Source organism: Streptosporangium sp. NPDC023615 (assembly GCF_040640155.1).
Classification (GTDB): Bacteria; Actinomycetota; Actinomycetes; order Streptosporangiales; family Streptosporangiaceae; genus Streptosporangium.
Map to the genome: position 1 here is coordinate 85,171 of NZ_JBFABE010000025.1, position 13,112 is coordinate 98,282.

A 13,112-nucleotide genomic window follows, 5' to 3' on the forward strand; every position below is an offset into this window, starting at 1 on the left:
GCCTACCGCCGGCACGTCGTCGGCCGTCACACCCGCGTCGACGCCCGGTGGACGCCCGAAGGCCCGCGCCGGGCGGCGCGGGCCTTCGGGTCTCACGGATCGGATCGTGCCGGGTCGCCCCTAGTCGAGGTAGTCGCGCAGGACCTGCGACCGGGACGGGTGGCGGAGCTTGGACATGGTCTTGGACTCGATCTGCCGGATGCGCTCGCGCGTCACCCCGTAGACCTTGCCGATCTCGTCCAGCGTCTTCGGCTGGCCGTCGGTCAGGCCGAAGCGCATCGAGACCACGCCCGCCTCGCGCTCGGACAGCGTGTCCAGAACGGAGTGGAGCTGCTCCTGCAGGAGCGTGAAGCTGACCGCGTCGGCCGGGACGATGGCCTCGGAGTCCTCGATGAGGTCGCCGAACTCGCTGTCGCCCTCCTCACCCAGCGGGGTGTGCAGGGAGATCGGCTCCCGCCCGTACTTCTGGACCTCGACGACCTTCTCGGGGGTCATGTCGAGCTCGCGGGCCAGCTCCTCCGGGGTGGGCTCGCGCCCGAGGTCCTGGAGCATCTGCCGCTGGACGCGGGCCAGCTTGTTGATCACTTCGACCATGTGGACCGGGATGCGGATGGTCCGCGCCTGGTCCGCCATGGCCCGGGTGATCGCCTGCCGGATCCACCAGGTGGCGTACGTGGAGAACTTGTAGCCCTTGGTGTAGTCGAACTTCTCGACGGCGCGGATCAGGCCCAGGTTGCCCTCCTGGATCAGGTCCAGGAAGAGCATGCCGCGGCCGGTGTAGCGCTTGGCCAGCGAGACCACCAGGCGGAGGTTGGCCTCCAGCAGGTGGTTCTTGGCCCGGCGGCCGTCCTCGGCGATCCACTCCAGCTCGGCCCGGACGTCCACCGGCAGCTTCTCGCCGTCGGTGCCGAGCTGCTCCTCGGCGAACAGGCCCGCCTCGATGCGCTTGGCGAGCTCGACCTCCTGCTCGGCGTTGAGCAGGGGGACCTTGCCGATCTGCTTGAGATAGTCCTTGACCGGGTCGGCGGTGGCGCCGGCGGCGGCCACCTGGGGCACCGGGGCGTCGTCGTCGTCGTCGGTGAGGATGAGGACCTCGTCCTCGTTCACCTCGACGGCCTCGACCTTGGGCTCCTCCTCGACCTCGGCCTCGGCTTCCACCTCGACCTCCGCCTCGGCTTCCACCTCCACCTCGACCTCGACCTCGACCTCGGCCACGGCCTCCAGGTCGAAGTCCTCGATCTCGACGTCCTCGAGGTCGATGACCTCGTCGTCCTCACCGGCGGGCGGCTTGGGGGCGGCGGTCGCGGGGGCCGCCTGGGCGGCGGCGGGCGCGGCCTTCCTGGGCGGAGCCGGCACCGGCTTCTTGGCCGCGGGCGCGGCCTTCTTGGGCGGAGCCGGGACCGGCTTCTTCGCGACGGGCGCGGGCTCGGAGCCGCTGACGACCGCGGTGACGGTCTCCGGCTGCTCCTTGGCCGCCGCCGTGGCGGTCTTGGTCTTCTTGTTGACGGCCGGAGCGGCAGGGGCCGTGCGGGGCTTCTTGGCGGGGCGGGACTGCTTCTTGGGACCCGCGGAGTCCTCGGCGGTCAGCCGTACGGTGATGCCCTCTTTGCTGAGGCTTCGCAGGATTCCAGCGACCTGCGCCATCGGAATGTCCGCTTCCTCGACGGCCTTGCGGACATCCTCGGACTCGAGGAACCCCTGCGAGCGCCCCCGCTCCATCAGCTGCTGAATGACGGGCTCGTTCAGCTCGGATGGCTTCGAGCGAGTCGAACTTGCAGGCGACACGAACACCTCTCGAAGGAAAGCGTGACGAGAATGGATCCAGATGCCCGATCAGTGGCGTTTTAACCCCTGATCGTGATTAGCGAGGTCGCGCGAGCCGCGACGCACCTGTCCAGCATTGTGGCATGACACCGTGATCCATACGGCCGCCTCCTGGCGGTTGCCCTCCACCCTAGGCCGACCAAGAGAGTAGTGCGTACGGAAGCGAGGCACCGATACCCGAAAGCAACCGTTATGACTGTTTCATTCAGTCACTCTTCGTGGCTGGAGGAACGTGGATCGCGAGCACCGTGACGTCGTCATCCTGCTCATACCCGGACAACATCCGATCGACGAGGAAGTCCAGCAACATGTGGGGGCTTCCCACCACCTCGGGCGGCGCTTCGGTCACAACAGAGCAAAGATCCGCGAGCCCGGCGTCCAGCCCGCGCTTGCGGTTCTCCACCAGGCCGTCCGAGTACAGGACGGCGGTGTGCCCCGGCGGGACGCAGAACCGGAACTGCCTGCGGCTGGTGGGCCAGCCCAGCGGCGTGCCCGGCTCGCCGTCGCAGAGCAGCGGCACGCCCTGCGGGGAGACCAGCAGGGGCGGCGGGTGACCGGCGAGCGCCAGCGTGCCCTCCCCGGTGCCGGGCTCGACGACCATGTAGGCCAGGGTCGTGACCTGCTCCTCCTCCTCGGTCGCCTCGAAGACCCGGTCCAGGCCGGTGAGGACCGCCGCGGGCGGCGGGTTGGTCAGCGCCAGGGCACGCATGGCGTTGCGGATCCGGCCCATCCCGGCCGCGGCCTTGACGCCCTTGCCCATGACGTCGCCGACCACCGCCGCGACCCGGCCGTCCTGGAGCACGAACGCGTCGTACCAGTCGCCGCCGACCTGCACGTGGCGGCTGCCCGAGCGGAACCGCTGGGCCAGGACCAGGCCGGGGATCACCGGCAGGCGGTCCGGCAGCAGGCTGCGCTGGAGGGTCTCGGCGGTGCGGTGCTCGCGCTCGAACAGCGTCGCCCGCTCCACCGCCAGGGCGCACTGCCCGGCCAGCGCCTCCAGGAAGACCCCGTCCTCCTGGGAGATCTTCTGCGGGCGGGTGAAGGAGAACCGCAGCGCGCCGAGCGCGCGGCCCGCCGCCAGCAGGGGCAGGCCCACCCAGGCCCGCTCGTCGCTGTGGGCGAGGAAGCCGGTGATGGCCTCGTCGTCGCCTCCCGCGTCGACGAGCTGGGAGCGCAGGCTCTCGGGCGACTCGGCGAAGACCGGCCGCCGGCTGTTGACCGCCATGGTCATCACGCTGGAGTGCGAGAGCGGGATCTCCTCCCCGGGGGCGCCGGGGACCTCGGGGATGCCGCCGCTGTTGACCAGCTTGAGCGCGGCCCGGTCCACGTCCAGCAGCGCCACCGCGGAACGGTCGGCCGCCAGCGCCGTGCGCCCGACGTCGATGATCACCTGGACCACCTGCTCGACGGTGAGCGCCTCGGCCAGTATCGCCGTGGCACCCTGCAGGCGCGCGGTCCGCAGCGCGGCGGCGCCGAGCTGGTCGGTCAGGCGGCCGCGCATCTCCTCGGCCTCGCGCTGCGGCGTCACGTCGGTGTTGGCGCCCACCCACTCGACGACCCGGTTGTGGCGGATGATCGGGACGGCGCGCACCTCGAAGTACCGGTAGCCGCTGGCCCGGGTGCGGACCCGGTAGCTCCACTCGAACATGCTCCGGCCGCGCAGGGCCTCGCGCCACGCCTCCTCGGTCTGCGGGCGGTCGTCGGGGTGGACGGCCTCCAGCCAGCCGTGGGCCAGGTACTCCTCCAGGCCCTGGCCGGTGATGGCCCGCCACTGCGGCGCGTCCTCGCGCACGGTCCCGTTGGGGGCGGTGATCCACACCAGCTGGGACTGGGCCTCCACCAGCGAGCGGTAGCGCTCCTCGCTGCGCCTGAGGTCCTCCTCGACCTGCCTGCTGCGGGTGATGTCGACGCCCACCAGGCAGACCGCCCGGAGCGCGCCGGAGCCGTCGTGGACCGGGGAGAAGGTCAGCGACCAGTGCCGGGGCTCGCCGTCGGCGGTGCGCACCCGGATCCGCTGGTCCTCCTTGACCTCGGCCTCCGCCACGATCGCCCGCACCGCACCCTCGATCAGGGCGGTCAGGTCGGCCGAGAGCAGCTCGGCCGGGGCGCGGCCGACCAGGCGTTCGGCGGGCAGGCCGACCACGTCGGCGAAGACCTCGTCGACGCGTTCGAAACGGCCCTCCGGGTCGAAGAACGCGAAGGCGAACGGCGACTGCGACAGCAGGCCCTGCAACAGGCCGGAGTCTGAGATGTCCACACCCGACTCCCGGGAACGGGGCACGGAGGTCTCGGCGCTCATGGTCGGCACCTCCGTCGCGTGCCAGGGTCTCCCACGAGGCACATCTCCAAACTTGCGAATTGGCGTAGCGCGGCTCCGGGGGACCGGATCCTGGAGTACATCATCGGCGATGGGCAGGTGCGGACGGAAGCCCCGCCCCGGATGCGGTGGGCACACCCCCTGAACGCCGTCCCGGCGACGACCGGAATCCCCCGGCCGGGGCGCGGGGGCCTCCGCGCGGGCGCCGACCGGCCGGCTCCGCGACTCCGAACGTTTGCGGCCAGGACCCTAGCAGGATCGGGCCGGACCGTCCCGGCAACTCCCCACCTCATCTCCGTCGGCCTCGCGGGCGGGTTCAGGCTACTGATTCGCCGTCGATCCGGCTCCCGCTTCGGGAAGACTCGTTTACTCCGCTGTTGCAGAATTCAGTCAAGACACGGGGCCAGCTTTCCATATCACCGCTTCGAGGGTTGACACTCCCGAGATAAGTTGTGGAATGAGAACGCACGTCCCCGCCGACACATCCGGGGGATGCCCCCCCGGGACTCCGGAGGAATGCGACTCCCATGCCCGTTCTCGCCACCCGCCTCACCGGGCCCTCGACACCTTCCACGACCGGCCACGAGCCGGTGACCTCGCATCTGGCCGCCGAGTTCCTGACCGTCCCGGCGGTCACCGTCGGCAGGTGCGTGGCCGACGTCCGCGCCTGCGCCGAGCATCTCGGCATCGAGGCGACCCCCGAGGTCGTCGAGCGCGTCGCCCGCGAGCATCTGCTCGCCCTCGTCAACTCCGCGCCGCCGCCCCGCGGTCCCCGGTAGCATCGGGGGACCCGGCCGTCTTCTACGCACCGTTTGGACCGGGAATGCGAGAAGGTCGGGGCGTGAGCGAGCGAGGCGAGCGGGTCGGTCGGCGCGGCGGAGGCGTCCGCCACCGGCTCACCTGGCCGACGGGGGAGGCTGAGACCGCTTGATCCGGCGACACCGTCGAGACCCCCGCGAGAGCCGGTCCCCCGAAGCGGTCTTCTCCGAGATGCTGCTCGCCGCCCGCGAGCTGCTGGCGGTGCGCAGCCCGCTGGACGCCGAGCTCATGGTCTCCGACATGGTCGGGGCCTGGTGGGGCCGCCGGCTGAAGCGCGGCGACGCCGAGCAGGTGCTCGGCGAGGGGCTCGTCGACTACGCGGCCAAGGCGGGCTCCCCCGCCGCGCTCACCCTGCTGATCACGCTGGCCTACCTCGGCACGGCCCGTCAGGCCGCCAAGGCCGAGGGCGCCGCCCTGGCGCTCATGGAGCGCGACGTGGCCAGGCCGCGCTGGGCCGACCGGCTGGGCGTGGTCAAGACCACCGGCTGCTTCGTCTCCCGCGACGCGTACGGCGACCAGGACACCGTGGTGTGCACCTTCGGCTACCGGGGGTCCGACAGCGCCGAGGACCGGCACGCGCTGGTCATGATCGTCGACTACAACATGCGCGGCATCGCCCGCGACGCCTGGGTCTCCTCGCACGTCGACAAGCTGCTGGAGCAGGTGCGGGCCGAGTCCGAGGGCAACCCGATGCTGCGGTTCCAGGAGATCGAGCCGCAGCAGGCCAGGGCACTGCTGGAGTCGGCGATGAAGGCCACCGCGGAGTACGGCCACCGCAGGGCCGCGGTGCCGGTCAGCGACAGCTACAGCGCCTACCACGCCTTCGCCCGGGCCCGGATCAAGGCGCTGCCGCCCGGTCGCAAGCGGCCGGCCCCGCTGCACAGCGAGGCCCCCTACAGCCGCGACCGCCGGGCGATGCTGGCCGCGGAGTTCCTCTCCTCGGACGCGGCCGAGCACCTGTCCGACCCGTCGGCGGCCTCCCGGTGCGCAGACCACATCATCGACTACGGCTGCGACCAGGACTTCGGCCGCCCGCTGCGGGTGAGCCCGACCAAGTGCGAGACGTTCCTGCTCGACTGGCTGCCGCGCAAGGTGATGCTGAACGGCGCCGAGCAGGAGGCGGTGCCGCACGTGCTGGGCGCCTGGGCGCGGTTCGCCGCGGCCAGGACCGGGCTGCCCGACGAGGGGCTGCGGGCCACGCTCGACGCGGTCTGGGAGGCGACCGGCAAGTTCGCCGAGGCCTACCGCGACCCGACGACCTTCGGGCTCGACCGCGACCTGCTGGAGCGGCTCCTGCCCGACGGCGACCTGTCGGCGCTGGCCAGGCGGGTGTTCGCGTTCCCCTTCCTGCAGGGCACGCACGGCGACGTCCAGCTCGGCCTGCTCAACCCGGCCGACGAGGGCGACCGGCGGATCCTGCTGGGCATCGACCACGCCGGCGAGCTCGACCGGCACGACCGCGACGAGCACCTCGCCTGGCACGAGGAGATCGCCGCCCGCCTCTGGGAGGGCGATCCGCCGCAGCTGTGGGAGGCCGCGCAGCGGCTGCTGGACCTGGGCCACGACCGGCACGACGTGCTGCACGTGCTGATCGAGATCGCCGAGCGGATCGGGGACGACCCCGAGGAGCTGGCCATCGCCCTCGACGACATCGCCGACATTCCCGACGAGCCTCCGATGTAGGTGGACCATGGTCATCGATCTGAACGCCGATCTGGGCGAGGGTTTCGGCATCTGGCGGCTGGGCGACGACGCGGCCCTGCTGGAGGTGGTGACCAGCGCCAACGTCGCCTGCGGCTTCCACGCCGGTGACCCGCTGACCATCCGCCGCACCTGCGCGGCCGCGGTCGACCGGGGGGTGGCGATCGGCGCCCAGGTCTCCTACCGGGACCTGGCCGGGTTCGGCCGCCGCGAGATGGACGTCGACGCCGAGGAGCTCTGCGCCGAGGTGCTGTACCAGCTCGCGGCGGTCGACGGCATCGCCAGGGCGATGGGCGGCCGGGTCTCCTACGTCAAGCCGCACGGCGCCCTGTACAACCGGATCTGCCGCGACCCCGGGCAGGCCGAGGCGGTGGTGGCCGCGGTCGCCGACCACGACGCGAGCCTGCCGGTGCTGACCCTGCCGGGCTCGGCCGTCCACGAGATCGCCGCCCGCGAGGGCGTCCCCACCGTCGTGGAGGCCTTCGCCGACCGCGCCTACACCGGGGCCGGCACGCTGGTCTCGCGCCGCTCCCCCGGCGCGGTGCTGCACGATCCCGCCACGGTCGCCCGGCGGGCGGTGCGGATGGCGACCGAGGGGGTGGTCGACGCGGTGGACGGCACGCGGGTGGAGGTCGAGGCGCGCTCGATCTGCGTGCACGGCGACACCCCCGGCGCCGTGCTGCTGGCCCGCGCGGTGCGGGACGGCCTGGCGGACGCCGGGGTGACGCTGAGGGCCTTCGCGTGACGGGCTCGGGCGAGAGGACCGGCGCGGGTGGCCCGCGCCGGGGGCCGCGCGCGAGGACCGTCCGGTGATCCGGCGGGCCGGGGAGCACGCGCTGCTGGTGGAGACCGGCTCGCTGGAGGTCTCCCACCGGCTGGACGCCCTGCTGCGGGCCGACCGGCCGCCCGGGGTGGTCGAGATCGTGCCGGGTCCCGCCACGGTGCTCGTCACCGCGCCGGGGGCCGACGCGGTGAGGCTGCGCGAGCGGCTCGCCCGCCTGCTGGAGGCGGCGGCCGGGGCGGGCGCGGGCGTCGGCACCCGTCCGGCGACCGTGACCCTGCCGGTGGTGTACGACGGCGCCGACCTCGGCGAGGTGGCCGAGCTGAGCGGGCTCTCCCGGGACGAGGTGGTCGAACGGCACACCGCCCGGGAGCTGACGGTGGGCTGGCTGGGGTTCGCCCCGGGGTTCGCCTACCTCACCGGGCTGGACCCGGCACTGCACGTGGCCCGGCTCGACAGCCCGCGCACGTCGGTGCCCGCCGGGTCGGTGGCGATCGCGGGTCCGTACTCGGCGGTCTACCCCTCGGCCTCCCCCGGAGGATGGCGGCTGCTCGGCCGCTCCGGCACGGCCGTGTGGGACGTGGCCGCCGATCCGCCCGCCCTGCTCACGCCGGGGACGCGGGTGCGCTTCCAGGCGGTCCGCGAACCATGATCGAGGTGATCGCGCCGGGGCCGTACGCCACCGTGCAGGATCTCGGCCGGCCGGGGTACGCCCATCTCGGGGTGCCGCGCTCGGGTGCCGCGGACGGCCCGAGCCTGCGACTGGCCAACCGCCTGGTCGGCAATCCCGAGGGGGCGGCCGGGATCGAGCTGACCCTCGGCGGGGCCCGGCTGCGCTTCACCACCGGGGCCTGGGCCGCCGTCACCGGGGCCCCGTGCCCGCTGGACCTCCTGCGGGCGCGCCTCCCGGGCCGGGAAGGCGCGGGCCGGGGAGACACGGACCGGGGAGACACGGACCGGGGAGACACGGACCGGGGAGACACGGACCGGGGAGACACGGACCGGGAAGGCGCGGACCGGGAAGGCGCGGAACCAGGGGGCGCGGGCCGGGGGGAGGCGGTCGTGCCGCAGGGCATGCGCGCGCCGTTCTGGGTCCCCGCCGGCGCGGAGTTGCGGGTGGGGTCGCCCCGGAGCGGCCTGCGCAGTTACGTCGCCGTCCGGGGCGGCCTCGACACGCCCGTCACGATGGGGAGCCGCTCGACCGACTCCCTGTCCGGGCTCGGCCCCGCCCCGCTCCGCGCGGGGGCGGTCCTGCCGCTGGGGCCGACCGGCGGCCTGGGGACGATCACCGTGGACGCGGCGCCCCCGCCCCGGCCGGGGACGGGTGTCCTGCGGGTCCTGCCGGGCCCCCGCGACGACTGGTTCGTCCCGGGCGCGCTCGCCACCCTGTGCGCGGAGCCGTACGAGGCCAGCCAGGACAGCAACCGGGTGGGCGTGCGGATGGACGGCGCCCCGCTGGAACGGGTCCGGCGGGCGGAGCTGCCCAGCGAGGGCATGGTGGCCGGGGCCGTCCAGGTGCCGCCCAGCGGCCGGCCGATCGTCTTCCTCGCCGACCATCCGCCCACCGGGGGATACCCGGTCATAGCGGTCCTGACCTCGGCGGACCTCGCCGTGGCAGCCCAGCTCCGCCCCGGTGACCGGGTACGCTTCCGCCTCGCCTGACGGGACCCCGCGGGTGACCGGCCGCCCCGGGATCCGTTATCGTCACTGTGACGATTGAGGAGATCGCATGTCACTCGCCGAGGTACTCGCCCCCCTGATGCGGCCGGCGTTCACCGTGGGCGCCTCCCCGACCAGCTGGGCCGAGGTCCTGGGGTTCGTCACCGGCGTCCTCACGGTCTGGCTGGTCGTCCGCCAGAACGTCTGGAACTGGCCGATCGGCGTCGCCAACGTGATCCTGCTCGGCGCGGTGTTCCTGACCATCGGGCTCTACGCCGACGCGGCACTGCAGGTCGTCTACGTCGTCCTCGGCCTGTACGGGTGGTGGCAGTGGCTCTACGGCGGGACCGGGCGGACCCCGCTCCCGGTCCGCCGCACCGGGCGGAGCGAATGGGCGGTGCTGGCCGGGTGCGGGATCGCGCTCACCGCGGCGCTCACCGCCGTCCTGGCCACGTGGACCGACTCGGACGTGCCGTTCTGGGACGCCCTGACCACCGCGCTGTCGCTGCTGGCCACCTACGGGCAGAGCCGCAAGCTGGTCGAGTCGTGGTGGCTGTGGATCGCCGCCGACGTGATCTACATCCCCCTCTACCTCTACAAGGGCCTCTACCTGACCTCCCCCCTGTACGTGATCTTCCTGGTGCTCTGCGTCGCCGGGCTGCGGGCCTGGAGCGCGGACCTGGCGGCCCACCCCGCCCCCGCCCCCGCCGCGCCGCCGGACGAGCGGGTGGCACCGCGATGAGCGGCCCGGAGTTCGCCCACGGGCTGGTGATCGGCAAGTTCTACCCCCCGCACGCCGGCCACCACCACCTGATCGACACCGCCGCCGCGCGGTGCTCCGCGGTGAGCGTGGTGGTCGCCGCCTCGACCGAGGAGACCGTCCCGCTGGCACTGCGCGCCGCCTGGCTGCGCGAGGCGCACCCGCAGGCCCACGTGACGATCGCCCCCGTGGTCGACGACGTCGAGATCGACTACGACGACCCGGAGATCTGGTCGGCGCACGTCGAGGTGTTCCGGCACGCCCTGGTCCTGGCGCACGGGCGGGTGCCCGAGATCGACGCGGTCCTCTCCTCCGAGGCGTACGGGCCGGAGCTGGCCCGCCGGTTCGGCGCCGTCGCCGTCGACGTCGACACCGGGCGACTACGGTTCCCGGTCAGCGGGACGATGGTCAGGAACGATCCGGTCTCCTGCTGGGAGCACCTGTCGGCGCCCGTACGCGCCCACCTGGCACGGCGGGTGGTGATCGTCGGCGCGGAGTCCAGCGGCACCACCACGCTGGCCAGGTCCCTGGCCGCGCACTACGCGGGCCGGGGCGGGCCGTGGGCGGCGACCCGCTGGGTGCCCGAGTACGGCAGGACGTACTCCGAGGAGAAGCTCGCGCGGGCCCGCCGCCACGCCAGGGACGGCGGACTGCCCGAACCGTGGCTGGACGACCTGCGCTGGGAGTCGCCGGAGTTCACCCTCATCGCCGAGCGCCAGCTCGCCTGGGAGGAGGCCGCTGCCCGGACGGGGTCGCCGCTGCTGGTCTGCGACACCGACGCCTTCACCACCGCCCTGTGGCACGAGCGCTACCTCGGCGCGCCCTCCCCCGAGGTGACCGCCGTGCACCGCCGCGCCCGGCACGACCTGTGGATCCACACCTCGGCAGGGGACGTGCCCTTCGAGCAGGACGGCTGGCGCGACGGGGAGGCGATCCGCCATCGCATGGACGCCCGCTTCCTCGAGGAGCTGGTCGCGGGCGGGATGCCGCACGTGGCCGTCACCGGCCCGCCCGCCGCCCGGCTGGAGCGGGCCGTGGCGGCGGTGGACGCCCTGCTGGAACGGGGCTGGGACTTCGGGCCCTGACACCGCGTCACGGCCTGACACCGCGTCACGGCCTGGGACGCCCCATCACCGCCTGACGCCGCGCCTCGGCCTGCCCCCCGTCACGGCCCGACGTCTCACCGTAGGAAGCCGATGTCCTGGTACCTCAGGTTGTGGAACCCGCGGGCGCCGAAGTTGGCCAGGGTGTCCTTGACCGCGACGTTCTGCGGGCGCTGGTAGAGCGTCACCACGTTGACCGCCTGCCAGATGAGCCTGTCGGCGGCGTTGGTGTCGGCGACGGCCTCTGCGGGGTCCAGGTCGGCGGTCGCCCTGTCCATGGCGGCGTCGATCCGCGGGGAGCCGATGCGCCCGAGGTTGGCGTTCCACTGCCGGGTGCCGTCGCCGCGCCGGACGGCGTCGGCGTACTGGCCGTAGGCGCTGGAGACGGGGAAGGGCGTGCCGGCGTACGCGAACGCGGTGATGTCGTAATTGCCAGGAATGATGTATTTGGTGAAGTAGTCGTCGGTGGGCACCGACTGGAGGATGACGCCGACGCCGATCCGGGCGAGCATGTTCTGGACGAGCTCGGCCTCGGACTTGGTGATCTGGAGGCCGGACGGCAGCACGAAGCGCAGGGTCAGTTCCCTGCCGCCCTTCCTGCGGGTCCGGCCCTCCAGCCGCCAGCCCGCCGCGTCCAGCTCCCGCGCCGCCCTGGCGGGGTCGTAGCGGCCGATCTCCCCGGCGTTGTCCCGGTAGCCCTCCTGGGTGTTCATGAAGAAGTGGTTGTTCAGCAGGACGATGGGCCAGTCGAGTCCCTGGAGGTCGGACTGGGCGATGGCCTGGCGGTCGATGCCCATGGCGACGGCCCGGCGGACCCGGGGGTCGGACAGGGCGGCGCTCTCCCCGTTCATCGTGATGTGCCGGAAGTCCGGCCCGGCCGCCTGCCGGACGATCGCCCCCGGGGTCGCCTTGGCGCGGGCGTAGTCGGGGGCGGAGGGCGCGATGTCGAAGGTGTCGAGCTCTCCGTTGCTGAACGCGCCGACCAGCGCGTCGCTCTCCAGCGAGCGGTAGATGATCCGGTCGAGCTTGGCCCGGTCCCCCCACCAGCGGTCGTCCCTGGCCAGCGTGACGGTCTTGGCCGTCGGGTCGAACGACACGAACCTGAACGGGCCCGCGGTCACCGGGATCCGGTTCAGCCAGGCGCCGTTGAACGCCTCGGGGGTGGCGTTGGTGGCGCGGGGGTAGAGCGGGGCGAACAGCGACTGCCAGTCACCGAAGGGCTTGGCGAACGTCACCACGACCTGGTGGTCGTCCCGGCCCCTGGCCACCTTCTCGATGTCCTGGTAGCCGGTGGTGCTCGCCACCCGGTAGTCGCCGTCGCGGCCGCTCATCGCCTGCCACTGGGCCCGGTAGTCCTCCCAGGTGATGGGGGTGCCGTCGGACCATCGGGCGCGTGGGTCCAGGGTCAGCGTGACGACCTGCCGGGACCCTGCGGAGGTGACCGTTCCCCGGGTCAGGTAGTCGGTGTTCGGGGAGATCTGCCCCTTGGCGTCCGAGCGGAAGGGCGAGGGCATGAGGGCGTCCATGACCTTCTTGACCGTGACCAGGTTGCCGTCGACGTGGTTGAGGTTCCAGTTGGACGGATACTCGTTGAGGCCCCAGCGGAGGACACCGCCGTCGGCGACCCGGTCGCGGGCGACCGGGTTGACGTCGTAGGCCTTGATCGCCGAGGCGGGCGGTCCCTGCGCTCCGGCCCCCTCGTCCCGGGCGCCGCACCCGGCCAGGACCGGGGACAGGAGCAGGAGCAGCGCCAGGGTCAGGACGGGGAACACGCGGGGCGGCGCCGGGAACACGCGGGGCGGCGGCGCCGGGAGCACGTCCACCTGCCGGATCGATGTCACTGTGCTCCTTTCGGGACATGGGACTGGGCGGACGGGCGGCGCCCCGTGACCGGCCCTCCGGACCGATCGCCGTGCGGCCCGGCTGCCAGGCCGCCGTGTGACCCGGCGGACGGGCCGGCGGACGGGTCGCCGGGCGGCCCGGCGGACGGGCCGGCGGACGGGCCGGCGGACGGGCCGGCGGACGGGCCGGCGGGCGGCCCGCCGGACAGGGCCGCGCGTGGCCTCGACCGCGTTGTCGCGGACCGCCACGCCCACGCCAGCAGGTGCGCCGACAGCGCGAACGCCAGGGCGGTGTCGCCGCCGCCCC

Annotated in this window: 10 protein-coding genes; 7 read left to right on the forward strand and 3 right to left on the reverse strand. The window is 73.4% G+C overall.

Annotated elements, in window-relative coordinates; translation table 11 throughout:
• Window positions 1-120 precede the first annotated feature (120 nt).
• Window positions 121-1,785 (reverse strand): RNA polymerase sigma factor, encoded by a 1,665-nt coding sequence (locus AB0G16_RS19505; RefSeq protein WP_362806431.1) that lies wholly within the window; start codon window positions 1,783-1,785, stop codon window positions 121-123.
• A gap of 244 nt (window positions 1,786-2,029) precedes the next feature.
• Window positions 2,030-4,123 carry a SpoIIE family protein phosphatase gene (locus tag AB0G16_RS19510; RefSeq protein WP_362806433.1) on the reverse strand — a complete coding sequence of 698 codons (2,094 nt, stop codon included), beginning with the start codon at window positions 4,121-4,123 and terminating at the stop codon, window positions 2,030-2,032.
• A 545-nt stretch (window positions 4,124-4,668) separates the two neighbouring features.
• On the opposite strand from AB0G16_RS19510, the gene AB0G16_RS19515 reads away from it, so the two are divergent.
• From AB0G16_RS19515 to AB0G16_RS19545, 7 genes are all read left to right on the forward strand, one after another.
• Complete coding sequence (locus tag AB0G16_RS19515; protein WP_362806435.1) at window positions 4,669-4,920, forward strand: hypothetical protein; 252 nt, start codon at window positions 4,669-4,671, stop codon at window positions 4,918-4,920.
• Between the two features lie 211 nt (window positions 4,921-5,131).
• The gene (locus AB0G16_RS19520; RefSeq protein ID WP_362806455.1) at window positions 5,132-6,643 is read left to right on the forward strand and encodes a hypothetical protein; all 1,512 of its coding nucleotides are present in this window, start codon (window positions 5,132-5,134) and stop codon (window positions 6,641-6,643) included.
• A 7-nt stretch (window positions 6,644-6,650) separates the two neighbouring features.
• Entirely contained in the window at window positions 6,651-7,406 is a 756-nt protein-coding gene (locus AB0G16_RS19525) for a 5-oxoprolinase subunit PxpA (RefSeq protein WP_362806437.1), read from the forward strand.
• Window positions 7,407-7,470: 64 nt separating this feature from the next.
• Window positions 7,471-8,094: an allophanate hydrolase subunit 1 gene (locus AB0G16_RS19530; RefSeq protein WP_362806439.1), complete on the forward strand. Its 624-nt coding sequence runs from the start codon at window positions 7,471-7,473 to the stop codon at window positions 8,092-8,094.
• Window positions 8,091-9,104 carry a biotin-dependent carboxyltransferase family protein gene (locus AB0G16_RS19535; protein WP_362806441.1) on the forward strand — a complete coding sequence of 338 codons (1,014 nt, stop codon included), beginning with the start codon at window positions 8,091-8,093 and terminating at the stop codon, window positions 9,102-9,104. Before AB0G16_RS19530 ends, AB0G16_RS19535 begins: the two co-directional genes overlap by 4 nt.
• A gap of 67 nt (window positions 9,105-9,171) precedes the next feature.
• Window positions 9,172-9,843, forward strand: coding sequence for a nicotinamide riboside transporter PnuC (pnuC, locus tag AB0G16_RS19540; RefSeq protein WP_362806443.1), 672 nt, complete (start codon window positions 9,172-9,174; stop codon window positions 9,841-9,843).
• A complete protein-coding gene (locus tag AB0G16_RS19545) occupies window positions 9,840-10,946 on the forward strand; it encodes an AAA family ATPase (protein ID WP_362806445.1) in 1,107 nt (368 codons plus the stop codon). Before pnuC ends, AB0G16_RS19545 begins: the two co-directional genes overlap by 4 nt.
• Window positions 10,947-11,041: 95 nt before the next feature.
• Here AB0G16_RS19545 and AB0G16_RS19550 read toward each other — a convergent pair whose 3' ends face one another.
• The gene (locus tag AB0G16_RS19550) at window positions 11,042-12,805 is read right to left on the reverse strand and encodes an ABC transporter family substrate-binding protein (RefSeq protein WP_362806447.1); all 1,764 of its coding nucleotides are present in this window, start codon (window positions 12,803-12,805) and stop codon (window positions 11,042-11,044) included.
• Between the last annotated feature and the right edge of the window lie 307 nt (window positions 12,806-13,112).

Bases quoted from the DNA above. Each gene is read 5' to 3' on its own strand.
- AB0G16_RS19515 (WP_362806435.1), top strand. From the start codon at position 4,669: ATGCCCGTTCTCGCCACCCGCCTCACCGGGCCCTCGACACCTTCCACG.
- AB0G16_RS19545 (WP_362806445.1), top strand. From the start codon at position 9,840: ATGAGCGGCCCGGAGTTCGCCCACGGGCTGGTGATCGGCAAGTTCTAC.
- AB0G16_RS19525 (WP_362806437.1), top strand. From the start codon at position 6,651: ATGGTCATCGATCTGAACGCCGATCTGGGCGAGGGTTTCGGCATCTGG.
- AB0G16_RS19510 (WP_362806433.1), bottom strand. From the start codon at position 4,123: ATGAGCGCCGAGACCTCCGTGCCCCGTTCCCGGGAGTCGGGTGTGGAC.
- AB0G16_RS19520 (WP_362806455.1), top strand. From the start codon at position 5,132: ATGCTGCTCGCCGCCCGCGAGCTGCTGGCGGTGCGCAGCCCGCTGGAC.
- AB0G16_RS19535 (WP_362806441.1), top strand. From the start codon at position 8,091: ATGATCGAGGTGATCGCGCCGGGGCCGTACGCCACCGTGCAGGATCTC.
- pnuC (WP_362806443.1), top strand. From the start codon at position 9,172: ATGTCACTCGCCGAGGTACTCGCCCCCCTGATGCGGCCGGCGTTCACC.